The organism is Phenylobacterium sp., from assembly GCF_004297125.1.
Classification (GTDB): Bacteria; Pseudomonadota; Alphaproteobacteria; order Caulobacterales; family Caulobacteraceae; genus Phenylobacterium.
In genome coordinates, this window is the sequence record NZ_SCVD01000021.1 from 318,320 (window position 1) to 335,680 (window position 17,361).

Here is a 17,361-nt window from a genome sequence, read left to right on the forward strand (position 1 = left end):
GGAATGCCTTTGCGCTTGAGAAATCAAGATTGATCAATATGATCAATATATAGATGCCACAGACGGACTGGATCGCCGCCGAGGAAGCCCGGGACCGCCTGGGCGTGCGCCCGCAGACGCTCTACGCCTATGTGAGTCGCGGCCGGGTCAGCGTGCGGCCCGATCCGGGCGACCCGCGACGCAGCCTCTATCGCGCCGCCGACATCGCCGCCCTGGCCGAGCGCAAGTCCCGCAGCCGCAAGATCTCCGACGTGGCCGCCGGCGCCATCTCATGGGGCGAGCCGGTGCTGGCCTCCGAGATCACCACGGTGAGCGGAGGGCGCCTGTTCTATCGCGGCCGCGACGCCATCCGGCTGGCCGAGACCGAGACGCTGGAATCCGTCGCGCGCCTGCTTCGCGGGGGGCACGGCGCGGCGCTGAAGCGCACCGACCGACCGACGCCTCCGTCCGGACCGGACATGCGGACCCGCGCCTACCTGGCCCTCGCCCTCCGGGCGGCGGCCGATCCGCCGGCCCGCGGCCGGGCGGCCCTGGCCCTGGCGGTGGAGGCGGCGACCCTGCTGGACGTCCTGACCGACGCCATCGCCGGCGAGGTCGGCGGCGGGGCGATCCACAACCGGCTGGCGCTGGCCTGGGGGCAGGGGCCGGGCGGGCCGGGCGCCGACCTGATCCGCCGCATCCTGGTGCTGGTCGCCGACCATGAGCTGAACGCCTCGGCCTTCGCCGCGCGCGTCGCCGCCTCGACCGGCGCGTCGCTGGCCGCGGCGGCGCTGGCCGGCCTCGCGACGCTCTCGGGTCCGCGCCACGGCGGGGCGACGGCGGCGGTGCGCAAGTTCGCGGCCGAGGCCGCCCAGCTGGGCCCGCGCGAGGCCATCGCCAGCCGGCTCACCGACGACCGCGCCCTGCCGGGCTTCGGCCACAACCTCTATCCGGACGGCGATCCGCGCGCCGCCGCGCTGCTGGACCGCTTCACGCCGCCGCCTGAGCTGGCCAGGTTGCAGGATGCGGTGAAGGCGATCACGGGCCTGACGCCCAACGTGGACTACGCCCTGATCGCCGCCTGCGAAGCGCTGAAACTGCCGCAGGACGCCCCCTTCGCCCTGTTCAGCATCGCCCGCTGCGCCGGCTGGATCGCCCACGCCATCGAGCAAGGCCAGACGGATTCCTTGATCCGCCCCCGCGCGCGGTACATCGGGCCAGAGCCGGAAGCAGGCTAAGCCCGCTCGTGCATCCGCTCTTCGGCCTCGAGAGGATGGTCGAGGCGGCCGACCATCTCCTTCGGGCAGACCTGCCAGAAGTCCGCCAGCGCAAGGTCCCAGTTGCGCAGCAGGTCGAGGGCCAGGGCCGAGCCGGTTTCCCGCTGGTGCTCCTCGACCAGCTTCTTCAGCACGTCCTGCCAGTGCGGGCTGGAGACGCGGCGGACGATCACGCTCTCGGTGTTGAGCACCCGGTGGAAGCTCGCTTCCGGGTCGTGGACGAAGGCCATTCCGCCGGTCATGCCCGCGGCGAAGTTGAAGCCCACGCGACCCAGGATCACCGCCGTCCCGCCGGTCATGTACTCCAGCCCGTTGGCGCCGCAGCCCTCGATCACCGTCGTCGCGCCCGAGTTCCGCACGCCGAACCGCTCGCCCGCCAGGCCGGCGGCGAACAGCCGGCCGGACGTCGCGCCGTACAGCACCGTGTTGCCGATGATGGCGTTCAGGTGCGGCTGGGCCAGCTGGGGCGCCGGCTTGATCACGATCGTCGCGCCGGAAAGCCCCTTGCCGACGTAGTCGTTGGCCTCGCCGGTCACTTCCAGGCGCAGGCCCTGCACCGCGAAGGCGCCCAGGCTCTGGCCGGCCGAGCCCTTGAGCTGCACCGTCAGGTGGCCCGGCTGCAGGCCGTCCATGCCGAAGGTGCGCACCATGTGCGAGGACGTCCGCGTGCCAATGGCGCGCGCGGTGTTCTGCACCGTGTAGGTGAGCTGCATCTTCTCGCCGCGCTCCAGCATGGGGGCGGCGTCGCGGACGATCTGGGCGTCGAGGGTGTCGGGCACCTCGTTGCGGCCCTCGATGGTGCAGAACGGCTTGTTGAGGCCGGGGTCGGCCTTCACCAGCAGCGGGTTCAGGTCGAGGTCGTCCAGATGCTCGCCGCCGCGGCTGACCTGCATGAGCAGGTCGGTGCGGCCGATCACCTCGTTGAGCGACCGGGCGCCGATCTTGGCCAGGATCTCGCGGACCTCCTCGGCGATGAAGGTGAAGAGGTTGATCACCTTCTCCGGCGTGCCGGTGAACTTCGAGCGTAGGCCCTCGTCCTGGGTGCAGACCCCCACCGGGCAGGTGTTGGAATGGCACTGGCGCACCATGATGCAGCCCATGGCGATCAGGCTGGCGGTGCCGATCCCGAACTCCTCGGCCCCCAGCATGGCGGCGATCACCACGTCGCGGCCGGTGCGGATGCCGCCGTCGGTGCGCAGGCGCACGAAGTGGCGCAGGTTATTCAGGGTCAGCACCTGGTGGGCTTCGGAGAGGCCCATCTCCCAGGGCCCGCCGGCATATTTGATCGAGGTCTGCGGCGAGGCGCCGGTGCCGCCGACGTTGCCGGAGATCAGGATGACGTCGGCCTTGGCCTTGGCCACGCCGGCCGCGATGGCGCCGATCCCGGTCATCGAGACCAGCTTCACCGTCACCCGGGCGTCGGGGTTGATCTGCTTCAGGTCGTAGATGAGCTGGGCCAGGTCCTCGATCGAATAGATGTCGTGGTGCGGCGGCGGGCTGATCAGCATCACTCCCGGCGTCGCGTGCCGCAGCCGCGCGATCAGTTCGGTGACCTTGAAGCCCGGAAGCTGCCCGCCCTCGCCGGGCTTGGCGCCCTGGCTGACCTTGATCTCGATCTCGCGGCACTGGTTCAGGTATTCGGCGGTGACGCCGAACCGGCCCGAGGCGATCTGCTTCACCGCCGAGTTGGGATTGTCGCCGTTGGGCAGCGGCTGGTAGCGGCTGCGATCCTCGCCGCCCTCGCCGGACACCGACTTCGCGCCGATCCGGTTCATGGCGATGTTGAGCACGCCGTGGGCCTCGGGGCCGAGCGCGCCCAGGCTCATGCCGGGGGTCAGGAAGCGCTTGCGGATCTCATTGACGCTCTCGACCTCCTCCAGCGGCGCCGGCTTGGCGTCGGCGCGGATGTCCAGCAGGTCGCGGAGCTGGATGGCCGGCAGGGTGCGCAGGCCGTCCGAGAAGCGCTTGAAGACCTGGTAGTCGCCGGTGTCGCAGGCGCGCTGCAGGGTATGGATCATCCGCGCCTCGAAGGCGTGGGCCTCGCCCGTGCGGCGCGCCTTGTAGAAGCCGCCCACCGGCAGGCTGATCGCCGCCGGGTCCCAGGACTTGCGGTGCAGCTCGACCGCCTTGGCTTCCAGGCCGGCCAGGCCGATGCCGGAGATGCGCGAGGGCATCCCCGGGAAGAACTCGGCCACCAGGCTGCGCGACAGGCCGACGGCTTCGAAGTTGTAGCCGCCGCGGTATGAGGAGATCACCGAGATCCCCATCTTGGAGATGATCTTGAGCAGGCCGCCCTCGATCGCCTTCTTGTGGTTCAGGCACAGGTCGCGGAGCGTCAGCTCCCCGGTCAGGCCGCGCTCCAGGCGATCGACATAGCTTTCCTGAGCCAGATAGGCGTTCACCGCCGTCGCGCCCACGCCGATCAGGACGGCGAAGGCGTGGGTGTCCAGGCACTCGGCCGAGCGGACGATGATCGAGACGTAGGACCGCAGGCCCTTGCCCACCAGCCAGGCGTGGACGCCGCCGGTCGCCAGGATCATCGGCAGGGCGACGCGCTCCGGCCCCGTGCCCATGTCGGTGAGCACGATGGTCGAGCAGCCGCGCAGGGCGGCTTCCTCGGCCTCGGCGCGGATGCGGTCCAGGTTGGCGCGCAGGGCGTCGCCGCCGCGGCTCTCGTCCGCAGGGATCGGCATGGTGCAATCGATCTGGGCGACGTTCTTCTCGCCGATGACCTCGATCACGCGGTTGTACATGCCGGTGGTGAGCACCGGGCTTTCCATCACGAAGACGTCGGCCTGGGTCTCGTTCTCGGCCAGGATGTTGCCGAGGTTCTTGAACCGGGTCTTGAGGCTCATCACCGCCGTCTCGCGCAGCGAGTCGATCGGCGGGTTGGTCACCTGGCTGAAGTTCTGGCGGAAGAAGTGGCTGAGCGGGCGGTAGCCCTCGGACAGCACGGCCAGCGGCGTGTCGTCGCCCATGGAGCCGACGGCCTCCTTGGCGTCCTCGACCATCGGGGCCAGGATCAGCTCCAGGTCTTCCAGCGTGATGCCGGCGGCGGCCTGGCGGCGCACCAGTTCCTCGCGGCCGTAGAGGCGGGGTTCGGGCCCGGGGCCGATCTTCTCCTCGAGGTCCACCATGTTGCCGAGCCAGCGGTCGTAGGGGTGCTGGTTGGCCAGGCGGTCGAGGATCGCCTCCTCGTCGTAGAGCTTGCCCTCGTTGAGGTCGATCGCCAGCATCCGCCCGGGCTCGATGTGCGCCTTGCGGATGATCCGGCTCTCCTCGACCCGGCACATCCCGGCCTCGGAGCCGACGATCAGCAGTCCGTCCGAAGTCTGGGCGACGCGCAGGGGGCGCAGGCCGTTGCGGTCCTTGCCCGCCACCACCCAGCGGCCGTCGCTGGCGCAGACCGCCGCCGGGCCGTCCCACGGCTCCATGACGGCGTTGCAGTACGAATAGAGGGCCCTGTGGCTGGCCTTCATCTGCTCGCCCGAGCGGGTGTTCCACGCCTCGGGGATCAGCAGGGTCTTGGCCATGGGCGCGTCGCGGCCGGCGCGGACCAGCACCTCGAATGTGTTGTCGAGGGCGGCCGAGTCGGAAACGCCCGGCTGGATCACCGGCTTGATGTCGTCCTGGTAGTCGCCGAACGCCGAGGCCGCCATGCGGATCTCGTGGCTTTTCATCCAGTTGACGTTGCCCTTCAGCGTGTTGATCTCGCCGTTGTGGGCCAGCATCCGGAACGGCTGGGCCAGCCGCCATTCGGGGAAGGTGTTGGTGGAATAGCGCTGGTGGAAGATCGCCACCGCGGCCTGGAAGCGCGGGTCGGTCAGGTCCGGGTAGAAGGCGTCGATGCTCTCCGCCAGGAACATGCCCTTGTAGATCAGCGCCCGCGCCGACAGGGAGCAGATGTAGAAGTGCTGGATGTTGGCCTGGGCGACCCGCTTCTCGATCCGCTTGCGGCAGAGGAACAGGGCGCGCTCCAGCGCCTCGCCGTCCATGCCCTTGGGCGGCGAGAGCATGATCTGCTCGATCTCGGGGCGCGTGGCGTTGGCCTTCTCGCCGATCACCGAGGTGTCGGTCGGCACCTGGCGCCAGCCATAGATGTAGAAGCCGAAGCGCAGCACCTCGGACTCCACGATGGTCCGGGCGGCCTCCTGGGCGCCCAGGTCGACGCGGGGCAGGAAGACCTGGCCGACGGCGATGGGACCGGGTCGCACGACGTGGCCGATCCGCTCCACGTGGGCGGCGAAGAAGTCCTGCGGCACCGAGACCAGCACGCCGGCGCCGTCGCCGGTCTTGCCGTCGGCGTCCACCGCGCCCCGATGCCAGACGGCTTTCAGCGCACGGATGGCCAGCTCCACGACCTCGCGGCGGGGCTTGCCGTCGATCGCGCAGACCAGCCCCACGCCGCAGGCGTCGTGCTGGGCGGTGATGTCGTAGCCGCCGTTGGCGTCGAGCAGGCGCTGCCGGTCGTGTTCGTAGCGGGCGAGGATGTCGTCGGTCATCGGCGTCACTCGGCGGGGGTCAGGGCGTCGGCGCGGGCGTGCGCCATCAGGTAGCGGTGGATGGCCTCGGCGGCGTCGCGGCCGTCGCGGATCGCCCAGACCACCAGGCTCGCGCCGCGGACGATGTCGCCGGCGGCGAAGACGCCCGGGATCGAGGTCATCATGCTGCGCATGTCGGCCTTCACCGTGCCCCAGCGGGTCACGGCCAGGTCGGGGACGTCGAAGGCCGTCGGCAGGTCCTCGGGGTCGAAGCCCAGGGCCTTGATGACGAGGTCGGCGCGCAGGTCGAAGTCGGCGCCCTCGATCTCCTCCGGCGCCTGGCGGCCCGACGAGTCCGGCGGGCCCAGGCGCATGCGCGCGGCCACCAGGCCCGCGGCCTTCAGCGCGTCGCCGGTCACCGCCTTGGGCGCGGCCAGCCATTCGAAGATGACGCCCTCTTCCTCGGCGTTGGCCACCTCGCGGTCCGAGCCCGGCATGTTGGCGCGGTCGCGGCGGTAGAGGCAGGTCACCGAGGTCGCGCCCTGGCGGACGGCGGTGCGCACGCAGTCCATGGCGGTGTCGCCGCCGCCGACCACCACGACGTCCTTGCCCTCGGCGTTCAGCTTGCCGGAGTCGAAGTCCACGACCTCGTCGCCCATGCCCTTGCGGTTGGAGGCGATCAGGTAGTCCAGAGCCGCCACCACCCCGGCCGAGCCCGCGCCCGGAACGGTCATGTCGCGCGCCGCATAGACGCCGGTGGCGATCAGGACACTGTCGTGCTTGGCCCGCAGCTGGTCCAGCGTGGCGTCGCGGCCGACCTCGAAGTCCAGCACATATTCCACCCCGCCCTCGGCGAGGCGCCGCGTGCGGCGCTCCACGACGTCCTTCTCCAGCTTGAAGCCGGGGATGCCGTAGACCAGCAGGCCGCCGGGCCGGTCGTGGCGGTCGTAGACGGTGACCGCATAGCCCAGCTCGCGCAGGCGCTCGGCCGCGGCAAGGCCTGCCGGGCCCGCGCCGACGATTCCCACCGACTGCCGGCGATCCGCGCCGGCGACCACGGGACGGACCCAGCCCATCTCCCAGGCTTTGTCCGACAGGTAGCGCTCGACCGCGCCGATGGTGACGGTGCCGTGGCCCGACTGCTCGATCACGCAGTTGCCTTCGCACAGCCGGTCCTGCGGGCAGATGCGGCCGCAGATCTCGGGCATGGCGTTGGTGGCCTGGCTGAGGGCGTAGGCCTCTTCCAGCCGGCCTTCGGCGGTCATCCGCAGCCAGTCGGGGATGTTGTTGTGCAGTGGGCAGTGGGTCTGACAGAACGGGACGCCGCACTGCGAGCAGCGCGAGGCCTGTTCCGAGGCCTTGGCGTCGATGAAGTCGCGGTAGATCTCGTGAAAGTCGCCCGAGCGCGCGTCGGCCGCCCGCTTCTCCGGGGTCGTCCTCGGCGTCACCGTAAACTTCAGCATGCGCTCAGCCATGGGACTGCGCCTTCTCCTGTCCGAGGCGCCATCTAGAGGCCGACAATCCGGCTGGAAAGCAGTAAGTCCATATAGTGGACTATTAGTGTCGCGGTATGACGCCGATGTGACCTTCTGGCGCGGCCGCGGGCGAAAAATAGTCCAATTTTGAGATGAACTTCTTTTTCACCATAGTGCCGCCCCTTCGGCCCTGCCGACTTGTATTGGAGCGTCACCGTGCCGGACTGGGTCTACGCCATCATCCTGGGCGTCATCGAAGGCCTGACCGAGTTCATACCGGTCTCCTCGACGGGGATGATGCTCCTGGCCAAGCAGGCCATGGGACTGCCCAGCGGATTCTGGGACACGTTTGCGGTGATGATCCAACTGGGGGCGATCCTGGCGGTGGTCGCCCTCTATTTCGGCAAGCTCTGGAAGCAGGTGATCGGCCTGCCCACCGACCCCGAGGCGCGCAAGTTCGCCCTGACGGTGATCGTGGCCTTCCTGCCGTCGGTGGTGCTTGGCCTCCTGCTCCACGACTTCATCAAGGCTGTGCTGTTCGACAGCCCGATCGTGCAGTGCATCTCGCTGATCCTGGGCGGGATCGTGCTGCTGTTCATCGACCGCATCGCGCCCAAGCCCGTCGCGCACGACGCCTTCAAGCTGCCGCTGGTCAAGGCGCTGGCGATCGGCCTCTTCCAGGTGCTGGCCATGATGCCGGGCGTCTCGCGCTCCGGCGCCACCATCGTGGGCGGCATGCTGTTCGGGGTGGAAAAGCGGGCGGCCGCCGAATTCACCTTCTTCCTGGCGATCCCGACCATGCTGGGCGCCTTCGTGCTGGATGCCTGGGAAAGCCGCGACCAGCTCACCGGCGACACCCTGCCGCTCATCGCCATCGGCTTCGTGGTCGCCTTCCTGGTGGCCATCGTGGTGATCCGCACCATGCTGGCGATCGTCACCAGCCGCGGCCTGGCGCCCTTCGGCTGGCTGCGGATCGCGATCGGCGGGATCGGGCTGGCGCTGCTGACGCTGAACTGATCCGGGCGGCCGCGGCTCAGGCCCTGCCGGCTTCCATCTCCCGGGCGTCCTGGTCGGCGTACTGGCCGCCCTTGCGGTAGCTGTAGAGATAGGTCGGAAGCACCGCCTCGAGGCTGGTGGGCGTGATCCCCAGGTCGCTCAGGCCGGGGTATTGGCCGCTGACGACATTGTCGCTGCGCAGCGCCTCCACCTGGTCCGTCGTCACCGGCGGCGGGATCACGCCGGCGACCAGGTCGCAAAGGCTGCCGAGCGCGCTCGCGACTGGCCAGGGCACCGGGATCAGCAGGCGATGCTGTCCGGTCTCGGCCAGCATCTTCTCCATCAGTTCTTTGAAGCTGAACGCGCCCGGGCCGCCCAACTCATAGGTCTGGCCGGCGGTCGCCTCGTCGGTCACCACGCGGGCCAGGGCCTGACCCACGTCGCCCACGAACACCGGCTGGAAGCGGGTGTGCCCGCCGCCGATCAGCGGCAGGGCTGGGCTGAGCTGCGCCATGGCGGCGAACCGGTTGAAGAAGCCGTCGCCATTGCCGAAGACGATGGAGGGTCGCACGATGGTGGCGTTGGCGTAGACCGCGCGGACCGCGGCCTCTCCCTCGGCCTTGGTGCGCAGGTACTTCGACGGCGAGGCGGGGTCGGCGCCCAGGGCCGACATCTGCACGACGCGGGCGACGCCCATGGTCCGGGCCGCCTCGGCGACGTTGCGCGCGCCCATCACATGGATGGCCTGGAACCCCTGGCGGCCGGTCTCGCGCAGCAGGCCCGCCAGGTTCAGCGACACCGTCGCGCCGTCCAGGGCGCGCTCGATCGAGGGCTGGTTGCGGATATTGGCCTGGACCACGTCGATCTGGCCCACGTCGCCCAGCAGGCGCATCTTGTAGGCGAGGTTCGGGTTGCGGATCGCCACGCGCACGCGCCAGCCGGCCTTGGCCAGGTAGCGGACGGCCTGGGTGCCCACGAAGCCGGAGCCTCCGAAGACGGTGACGAGGTTCTGCATGACGGCGCGGCCGGTCCTGTCGCTCTTGAGAAGGGTGCGGTTTAGGCGATGCGGCGGCGGCCCGCAATCCGGCGCTGAGAAGGGCCGTTGACCCGGTGGGGGCGTTGCCATATGTAGCCGCCTCCCGATCCGACGGACGGGGCCCAGGTGGCGGAATTGGTAGACGCGCTGGCTTCAGGTGCCAGTGGCTTAACGGCCGTGAAGGTTCGAGTCCTTTCCTGGGCACCACCGGATTGATCCAACCCGGTAGGAGCATACTCCGCTCCGGTCCTTTCCTGGGCGCCCCCCCTACGATAAACCGGGGGTATTACGTCGGAGTTGGAAACGCAGTGACCACTTTCGTGCATGAAGGCGACTTGCCGGCCGACGCGCTGGCCGATGCCTCCGCGGTCGCCGTCGATTCCGAGACCATGGGCCTCAGGCTCGGCCGCGATCCGCTCTGCGTCGTGCAGCTCTCGGACGGCAAGGGCGACGCCCATGTGGTGAAGCTGGACCGCGCCACCTACGACGCACCGAATCTCAAGCGCCTGCTGACCGATCCGGCGGTGACCAAGATCTTCCACTTCGGCCGCTTCGATATCGCCATGTTCTGGCTGCATCTTGGGGTGGTGACCGCCCCCGTCTACTGCACCAAGATCGCCTCGAAGCTGGCTCGCACCTACACCGACCGGCATGGCCTGAAGGACGTGTCCCGCGAGCTGCTGGGCATAGACATGTCCAAGGCGCAGCAGAGCTCGGACTGGGGCGCCGCCAAGCTCAGCGACGACCAGGTGGCCTATGCCGCTTCCGACGTCCTGCACCTGCACGCCCTGCGCGCCCGCCTCGACGAGATGCTGGTGCGCGAGCGCCGCGACCACTTCGCCCGCGCCTGTTTCGAATTCCTCCCGCACCGCGCCCTGCTGGACGTGGCCGGCTGGGAGGATGCCGATATCTTCGCCCATACCTAAGTAAGCGCCATGACGGCCGCCGACGCGCCCCACCCCGAACCGCTGGCAGACCCCCGGCGCGCCGACTTCGAGCGGTGGCGCCGGCGTTCGCGCCTGGTGCGCACCCTGCGAGTGGCCCTGCCGGCCGCGATCGCCCTGATCTTCGCGGGCCTGCTGGGCAGCGTCGCCTGGTCGACGTTCAACGCCCAGCCACGCTCGGCCCGCGCGGGCGACGAGCCCATCCGGCTGACCAATCCCCGCTTCATCGGCCGCGACGACAAGGGCCGCTCCTTCGTGCTGACCGCCGACTCGGCGATCCGCGACCGGCTGGACTACCAGCGGGTGATCCTGAAGAAGCCCGCCTTGGTCCTCGACGAGAAGGGCCCGGACGAGATGCGCATCAACGGCGCCGACGGGATCTTCCACGAACAGAGCGGCAAGCTCGAGCTCTCGAACGGCGTGCGGATGGCCGATTCGAAGAACGCCTTCGACACCGCGGCCTCGCTGTTCGACACCAAGACCGGCGAGGTTGTCGGTTCAGGCCCCATTCAGGGCGCAGGGGGTCTTGGAGAAATCCGCGCAGACTCCTATGGCGTATACGGCAAAGGTGATCGCATGGTCTTCAAGGGCGGCGTCCGTACGCGCCTTGAGACCAAGAAATAGATGCTGAAGGCACGCATGAAATCTCTCGTCACCTCCACTGTCTTCGCCGCGGCCCTGCTGTCCGGCGGTTCGGCCTGGGCCCAGAGCCTGGGTCCGAATTCCGACGGCCCGATGGACATCACCGCCGACGAGCTCGAGGTGCAGAACAAGGAGTGCGTCTCCATCTGGCGCGGCAAGGCCGAGGCCCTGCAGGGCGAGGCGCGGCTGCGCGCCGACGTCCTGAAGGCGTTCTTCCAGCCCAAGCCCGGTCAGTCGGCCGGCGCGGCCGGCACGGGGGCGTGCGGCGACCTGATCCGCATCGAGGCCCAGGGCTCGGTCTACTACGTCACCAGCAAGGACCAGCGCGTGCGTGGCGACGCCGGGACGTACGACGCCTCGGGCGAGACGGTGACCATGACCGGCGACGTGGTGGCGGTGCAGGGCCAGAACGTGCTGCGCGGCAACCGCATGGTGTTCAACACCAAGACCGGCGAGGGCCGTATGCTGGGCAACGCCACCGGCCGCAACCAGGGCGCCCGCCCGCGCGGCGTCTTCTATCCGTCCAAGAAACAAGCGGACGCCGCCAAGTGAACGCGCCCCAGCGGGTCCAGGCCAAGGGCGCGATCCCGACCGAAGGGCTGGTGGTCGACAACATCGGCAAGTCGTTCCGCGGGCGCGCCGTGGTGAAGGGCGTCAGCCTGCGCCTCGGCCGCGGCGAGGTCGCCGGCCTGCTGGGCCCCAACGGCGCGGGCAAGACCACGACCTTCTACATGATCACCGGCCTGATCCCGGCCGACTACGGCGCGATCTACCTGGACGGCGAGAACATCACCGCCCAGCCGATGTATCAGCGCGCCCGCATGGGCGTGGGCTACCTGCCGCAGGAGACCTCGATCTTCCGTGGCATGAGCGTCTGGGAAAACGTCATGGCCGTGGTCGAGCTGCGCCAGCGCGACCAGCGCCAGGCCAAGGCCACCGTCACCCAGCTCCTGGAGGAGCTGCACATCGAGCATCTCCGGAATGCTCCCGCCGTCTCGCTATCCGGCGGTGAGCGCCGCCGCGTCGAGATCGCCCGCGCGCTGGCCTCCGACCCGTCCTTCATGCTGCTGGACGAGCCCTTCGCCGGGATCGACCCCCTGGCCATCGCCGACATCCGCCAGGTGATCACCTACCTGAAGCAGCGCGGCATCGGCATCCTGATCACCGACCACAACGTCCGCGAGACCCTGGACATCATCGACCGCGCTTCGATCATCCACGCGGGCGAGGTGCTCTTCGAAGGCAGCCCCGACGAGATCGTCGACGACCCGGAAGTGCGCCGCGTCTACTTGGGCGACCGGTTTACCTGATCAAACTCCTCGCCCCCGCGAAGCGAGAGGGGAGAGGGCAGGGTGAGGGGCGCTACCCCAGCAGCTTCTCCATCTCGTCCAGGGTGCGCGAGAACTTGCCCAGCATGGTGCGGTAGGGCTCGGGACTGGTCATGTCGACGCCGGCCTTCTTGAGCAGGTCCACCGGGTAGTCCGAACCCCCCGCCCTGAGCACCCCCAGGTAGGCGTCCCGCTCGGCCGCCTTGCCGGTCAGGATGCGCTCGGCGAAGGCCGAGGCGGCGGTGACCGAGGTGGCGTACTGGTAGACGTAGAAGTCCCGGAAGAAGTGCGCCGGCAGGGCCCATTCCAGGCCGTACGCGGGCTCGATGGTCACCTTGGGACCGTGGTAGCGTTTGAGCAGGTCGAGGTAGATCCCACTGAGCCGCCGGCCCGACAACGCCTGGCCCTTCTCGGCGGTCTCGTGGATCGCCAGCTCGAACTCCGCGAACATGGTCTGGCGGTAGAAGGTGCTGCGCATCGTCTCGCAGACGCGGTCCAGGTAGAACAGCCGCTCGTCCTTGTCCTTCGCGCCCTTCAGCATGTGGGCGACGAGGAGTTGCTCGTTGACCGTCGAGGCCACCTCGGCGGTGAAGGTCGGGTAGTTGGACAGCTCGAACGGCTGAGCCTTCTGGGCGAGTAGGGTGTGCATCGCGTGGCCCCACTCGTGGGCGTAGGTCGAGAGCCCCTCGTAGTCGCCGTCGTGGTTCAGCAGCATGTAGGGATGCACGTCGTAGGCGGCGCCGAACACGTAGGCCCCAGCCGCCTTGCCCTTCTGCGGATAGACGTGGACCCAGCCGGCGGCGGTGGCCCTGGCGAAGGCCTCGCCATACTCCGGGCCCAGCGGCTTCATGGCCTCCAGCGAGATTTTCCGCGTGGTCGGCAGATCGAACCTGGCCTCCAGCTTGGTCACGGGCGGGTAGATGTCCCAATAAGCCATGTCCGGCAGGCCCAGCAGGCGGCGGCGCACCTCGAAATAGCGATGCAGGATCGGCAGCCCGCGGTTCGCCTCGGCGATCAGGGTCCGATAGACGGCCTCGGGGATGTTCGGCCCGTCGACCGCGGCGGCAAGGCTCGAGGGGTACTTGCGCGCCCTGGCGGTGAAGATGTCGCCCTGGACCTTGGTCGCCAGCGTCGCGCCTAGGCTGGATTCGTAGACCTTGAACGCGCCGAAGAAGGCGTCGAACACCGCCTTGCGTTCGGTCCGGTCGCGGGTGGCGCGAGCGGCGGTGTACCCCTGACTGTCCAGCCGCACCGTCTTGCCGTCGACCTGGACCTCGGGCCACGGGATGTCGGAGAGGACCAGCTGGTTGCGGATCTGCTGGGGGCCGGCCAGCGCGGGGCCGGTCGAGGCCAGGAGCGCCTCGCCGGCGTCGTCCAGCGTGTGCGGAGCCTGGCGCAGGGTGTTCTCGAAATTGAAGCGGAACTTGGCCAGCGCGGGGTCGGAGGCGACGAATCCGCGGATCTTCGTCGCGCCTACCTCCAGCACCTCCGGGCTGACCCAAGAGGCCGCCTCAGTCGCCTTGGACAACAGCTGCTGCGCCATGAGGCGGCGCTCCTGGTTGGCGGCGATCCGGAGGTCTTCGTCACCTTTGAGCGTCGCGTAGACGAACAAGCGCAGCACCCGCTTCGTCAGAGCCGAGATCGCCTCCGACGCCTGGCGCAGGGTGGCCGCGCTCTCGCCTAGACGGCCCTTGAAGGCGGCGATCTTGGGCAGGTCGGCCTCGACCGCCTGGCGCTCGGCTTCCCAGGCCGCGTCGGTCGGATATAGCTCGGTCAGGTCCCAGACCGCGGGCAGGGCGGGCTCGGCGGCGAGGGCAAGGCCGGGCGCGGCGGCGGCTGCGGCGGCCAGCAGCAGCGCCTGGCGGCGGCTGAGGTTGGTGGTCATCTCGATATTTCCCCCACGATATGCCGGCAGGCTACGGACAGCCGGGGCGGGCGCCAATTCCCGAAGTTTCACTCGGCCGCGGACTTGCGGCTCTCGCGCGTCTGCATCGCCTGCCACTGCTCGTGCTGATGCCGCCGCCAGCGGGCGCGCAGGCTGGCCGGGCGGTCGGGGTAGCGGTCCTCGGTGAAGACAGCGCCCGAGACCCGGTCCGTGCGGAAGCTGCGGAAGTCCCGGCGCATCTCGCACCAGGCCATGATCAGCCGGGTGGTCTCGTAGTAGCCGATGGCGAACGGCCAGACCGTGCGCCCCGTCTCCCGCTCCTGTTCGTCGCGGTAGGTCAGCACCAGCTTGCGTCCCGCCCGGATCGCCTGGCGCACGCCCGCCATGTCGATGTTGTCGGGTGCGGCGTTGCGGTTGGGCGCGGCGCGGGTGGCCGGTTCCACCACCAGCGGGCGCAGGTTTTCCGGGATCACCGCACCGATCTTGGCGATCAGGTCCTCGGCGGCGCGGCGGAGCGCGGGGTCTCCCCGCGCGGCCACCATCTGGGCGCCCAGCACCGCGGCCTCGATCTCGTCGGGCGTCAGCATCAGCGGCGGCAGGTCGAAGCCGTCCTCCAGGATGTAGCCGACCCCCGCCTCGCCGCGGATCGGCGCCCTCTGGCCGACCAGGTCGGCGATGTCGCGATAGACGGTGCGCTTGGAGGTCTCCAGTTCCTCGGCGATGGCGTCGGCCGTCACCGGCCGGGTCCCGCGGCGCAGGATCTGGATGATCTGGAACAGCCGGTCGGCCCTTCGCATGTTCGCTTACCGTTCTGCTGACAGAATGCTGTCAGCAAGGCCCTGCGATGATCCTCCTGTCAACAGAGCGCGCAGCCTGAGGTGGACACCGGTTCAGGCGCTCAGCGCGCTCCAAACTTTTTGAGCATGAGCCTTCCGCGCGACGCGGAAGGCTCTGGGGAGAAGGCAGATGATCACGCTGTATGGCGCCGGCGAGGGCTTCGGACTTCCGGAGATCAGCCCCTACGTCACCAAGACCGAGGTGCAGCTCAAGATGGCGGGCCTCGGCTACATGAAGGCCCGGGCGCATCCTCAGGAGTCGCCCAAGGGCCAGGTGCCCTTCATCGACGCGAACGGGGTGCGGATCGCCGATTCCACCTTCATCCGAGGCTACATCGAGCGGACCTACGGCGTCGACTTCGACGAGGGGCTCGACGCGGTCCAGCGCGCACAGGCCTGGGCCATCGAGCGGATGATGGAGAACCATTTCTCCTGGACCCTGGTCACGGAGCGTTGGCTGGACCCCGAGAACTTCGCCAAGGGCCCGGCCCACTTCTTCGACGGCGCGCCGGAGGGCGTGCGCGAGATGGTGCTGGACGAGGTGCGCCGGAATGTCCGGGCGGTGGGCGTCGGACGCCATACCGACCTCGAGATCGTGGCGCTGGCGGTCCGATCCCTGGCGGCCGTTTCGACGATCCTGGGGGACAAGCCCTACCTGTTCGGCTCCCGGCCGTGCGGCGCGGACGCCACGGTCTTCGGCGTGCTGGCGGGGATCCTGACGCCCTTCTTCACGGGCGAAATCCGCCGGCGCGCCGAGGGCTTCGGCAACCTCGTGGCCTATGTCGACCGCCTGATGGCGCAGTTCTATCCGGAGTTCGAATGGGACCTGGAGGCAAGCGTCCGCGCGCCCGTCGCAGCATAATGCGCGGCCGTTAACCAGTCAGTGGGGACTGGCCCCTAGCTTGTGAAGCAAGAAGCAGGCCAGGAGGCTGTTCGTTGGCGCTAAGCGCACGTCTTGAGATGCGGCAGGGGCAGGGGCTGGTCATCACGCCCCAGCTGCAGCAGGCTATCAAGCTGCTGCAGATGTCGAATCTCGAGCTCGAGGTCTTCGTGGAGACCGAGCTGGAGCGCAATCCGCTGCTGCAGCGCGACGAGCGCGACAACGAGACCGACGACGGCCCGCACGACGAAGCCCCCGCGCCGGCCGAGCACGCGGCCGACGCCGAGGCCCGGGCCGATCTGGACGCCACCCATGACGAAGCCTCGCCCGGCGAGCGCGCCACCGGCGACGCGCCGGAGGTGGCCGACGTCGGCGGCGCGGTCGATTGGTCGCGCGCGGGCAGCGGCGGCAGCTTCGACCAGAGCGGCGAAGGCATGGAAGGGTCGCTGACCCGCGACAAGACCCTCACCGAACACCTGCAGGACCAGCTTTCCGCTTCGGGCCTGTCGCCCGTGGAGGGCGTGGTCGCCGGCGTCCTGATCGACGCCGTGGACGAGGCCGGATACCTCCGCATCGAGGTGGACGAGGTGGCCGAGCGACTGGGCTGCGCGGTCGAACTCGTCGAGAAGGTGCTGGGCGTCGTCCAGGGCTTCGATCCGGTGGGCGTCGCCGCGCGCGACGTGCGCGAATGCCTGATGATCCAGCTCAAGGACCAGAACCGCTACGACCCGGCCATCGGCGCCCTGCTCGACAACCTGCCACTGCTCGCCAAGCGCGACCTAGCGGCGCTCAGGAAGATCTGCGAGGTCGACGACGAGGACCTGCGCGAGATGATCGCCGAGATCCGCGGGCTGACGCCCCGGCCCGGTGCGGCCTTCCCCGGCGGCGAAGCCGCGACGCCGGTCGCCCCGGACGTCTTCGTGCGCGAGGGGCCGGGCGGCCTCTGGCACGTGGAGCTGAACTCCGACACCCTGCCCAGGCTGCTGCTGGACCAGCGCTACCACGCCCGCGTCTCGGGCCAGTCCAAGACCGACCAGGAGAAGACTTTCGTCTCGGACTGCCTGGCCCAGGCCAACTGGCTGATGAAGAGCCTGGACCAGCGGGCCCGCACCATCCTGAAGGTCTCCTCCGAGATCGTGCGCCAGCAGGACGCCTTCCTGGCCTATGGCGTGCAGCACCTGCGCCCGCTGAACCTGAAGACCGTCGCCGACGCCATCGGCATGCACGAGTCCACGGTCAGCCGGGTCACCTCGAACAAATATATCTCCACGCCCCGGGGCCTGTTCGAGATGAAGTTCTTCTTCACCTCCTCCATCGCCTCGTCCGAAGGCGGCGAGGCCCACTCGGCCGAGAGCGTCCGCGACAAGATCCGCAAGCTCATCGAGACCGAGGCGAAAGAGGCTGACGTGCATTCCGACGACCGGATCGTCGAGATCCTCAAGACCGCCGGCGTCGACATCGCGCGCCGCACGGTCGCCAAGTACCGCGAGGCGATGCGTATTCCCTCATCGGTGGACCGTCGGCGCATGCTCAAGGAACCCGCCTAGGGTCGATTTCGCTTTCCGGGTCTTGGCGTCGCCACATGGACGCGCCAGATGGATG

General features: G+C 69.2%; 13 protein-coding genes and 1 tRNA gene. 9 read left to right on the plus strand and 5 right to left on the minus strand.

The genetic code is table 11. The features are described from left to right. Positions 1–53: 53 nt before the first annotated feature. On the plus strand, positions 54–1,217 hold the full coding sequence (locus tag EPO51_RS14535) for a citrate synthase (protein WP_293351721.1): 1,164 nt from the start codon (positions 54–56) through the stop codon (positions 1,215–1,217). Here EPO51_RS14535 and gltB read toward each other — a convergent pair. Together gltB and EPO51_RS14545 are read right to left on the minus strand one after the other, a co-directional pair. Further along, positions 1,214–5,758: a glutamate synthase large subunit gene (gltB, locus tag EPO51_RS14540; protein ID WP_293351723.1), complete on the minus strand. Its 4,545-nt coding sequence runs from the start codon at positions 5,756–5,758 to the stop codon at positions 1,214–1,216. The genes EPO51_RS14535 and gltB overlap by 4 nt on opposite strands. A 5-nt stretch (positions 5,759–5,763) precedes the next feature. Beyond that, on the minus strand, positions 5,764–7,212 hold the full coding sequence (locus EPO51_RS14545) for an NAD(P)-dependent oxidoreductase (RefSeq protein ID WP_293351725.1): 1,449 nt from the start codon (positions 7,210–7,212) through the stop codon (positions 5,764–5,766). A 216-nt stretch (positions 7,213–7,428) separates the two neighbouring features. Between EPO51_RS14545 and EPO51_RS14550 the strand changes: the two genes are divergently transcribed. Next, positions 7,429–8,229, plus strand: coding sequence for an undecaprenyl-diphosphate phosphatase (locus EPO51_RS14550; protein ID WP_293351727.1), 801 nt, complete (start codon positions 7,429–7,431; stop codon positions 8,227–8,229). A 16-nt stretch (positions 8,230–8,245) separates the two neighbouring features. On the opposite strand, the gene EPO51_RS14555 is transcribed toward EPO51_RS14550, so the two are convergent. After that, the gene (locus EPO51_RS14555) at positions 8,246–9,223 is read right to left on the minus strand and encodes a complex I NDUFA9 subunit family protein (RefSeq protein ID WP_293351729.1); all 978 of its coding nucleotides are present in this window, start codon (positions 9,221–9,223) and stop codon (positions 8,246–8,248) included. 141 nt (positions 9,224–9,364) lie between these two features. Here EPO51_RS14555 and EPO51_RS14560 point away from each other — a divergent pair. The 5 genes from EPO51_RS14560 (at position 9,365) to lptB (ending at position 12,140) form a co-directional block, all read left to right on the plus strand. Next, positions 9,365–9,451: transfer RNA gene (locus EPO51_RS14560), tRNA-Leu, on the plus strand. A 101-nt stretch (positions 9,452–9,552) separates the two neighbouring features. Then, positions 9,553–10,170: a ribonuclease D gene (locus EPO51_RS14565; RefSeq protein WP_293351731.1), complete on the plus strand. Its 618-nt coding sequence runs from the start codon at positions 9,553–9,555 to the stop codon at positions 10,168–10,170. A gap of 9 nt (positions 10,171–10,179) precedes the next feature. Then, positions 10,180–10,812, plus strand: coding sequence for an LPS export ABC transporter periplasmic protein LptC (gene lptC / locus EPO51_RS14570; protein WP_293351733.1), 633 nt, complete (start codon positions 10,180–10,182; stop codon positions 10,810–10,812). Positions 10,813–10,827: 15 nt separating this feature from the next. Next, positions 10,828–11,382 (plus strand): LptA/OstA family protein, encoded by a 555-nt coding sequence (locus tag EPO51_RS14575; protein WP_293351734.1) that lies wholly within the window; start codon positions 10,828–10,830, stop codon positions 11,380–11,382. A gap of 32 nt (positions 11,383–11,414) precedes the next feature. Continuing rightward, positions 11,415–12,140, plus strand: coding sequence for an LPS export ABC transporter ATP-binding protein (gene lptB / locus EPO51_RS14580; RefSeq protein WP_293351851.1), 726 nt, complete (start codon positions 11,415–11,417; stop codon positions 12,138–12,140). Positions 12,141–12,192: 52 nt separating this feature from the next. Here the strand turns inward: lptB and pepF are convergent, their stop codons facing one another. Continuing rightward, positions 12,193–14,043 carry an oligoendopeptidase F gene (gene pepF / locus EPO51_RS14585; protein ID WP_293351735.1) on the minus strand — a complete coding sequence of 617 codons (1,851 nt, stop codon included), beginning with the start codon at positions 14,041–14,043 and terminating at the stop codon, positions 12,193–12,195. 68 nt (positions 14,044–14,111) lie between these two features. Beyond that, the gene (locus EPO51_RS14590) at positions 14,112–14,840 is read right to left on the minus strand and encodes a helix-turn-helix transcriptional regulator (RefSeq protein WP_293351737.1); all 729 of its coding nucleotides are present in this window, start codon (positions 14,838–14,840) and stop codon (positions 14,112–14,114) included. Positions 14,841–15,009: 169 nt separating this feature from the next. Here EPO51_RS14590 and EPO51_RS14595 point away from each other — a divergent pair, with 169 nt between their 5' ends. Next, positions 15,010–15,741: a glutathione S-transferase family protein gene (locus tag EPO51_RS14595; RefSeq protein ID WP_293351739.1), complete on the plus strand. Its 732-nt coding sequence runs from the start codon at positions 15,010–15,012 to the stop codon at positions 15,739–15,741. A 74-nt stretch (positions 15,742–15,815) separates the two neighbouring features. Then, on the plus strand, positions 15,816–17,306 hold the full coding sequence (gene rpoN, locus EPO51_RS14600) for an RNA polymerase factor sigma-54 (RefSeq protein ID WP_293351741.1): 1,491 nt from the start codon (positions 15,816–15,818) through the stop codon (positions 17,304–17,306). The last annotated feature ends 55 nt before the right edge of the window (positions 17,307–17,361 follow it).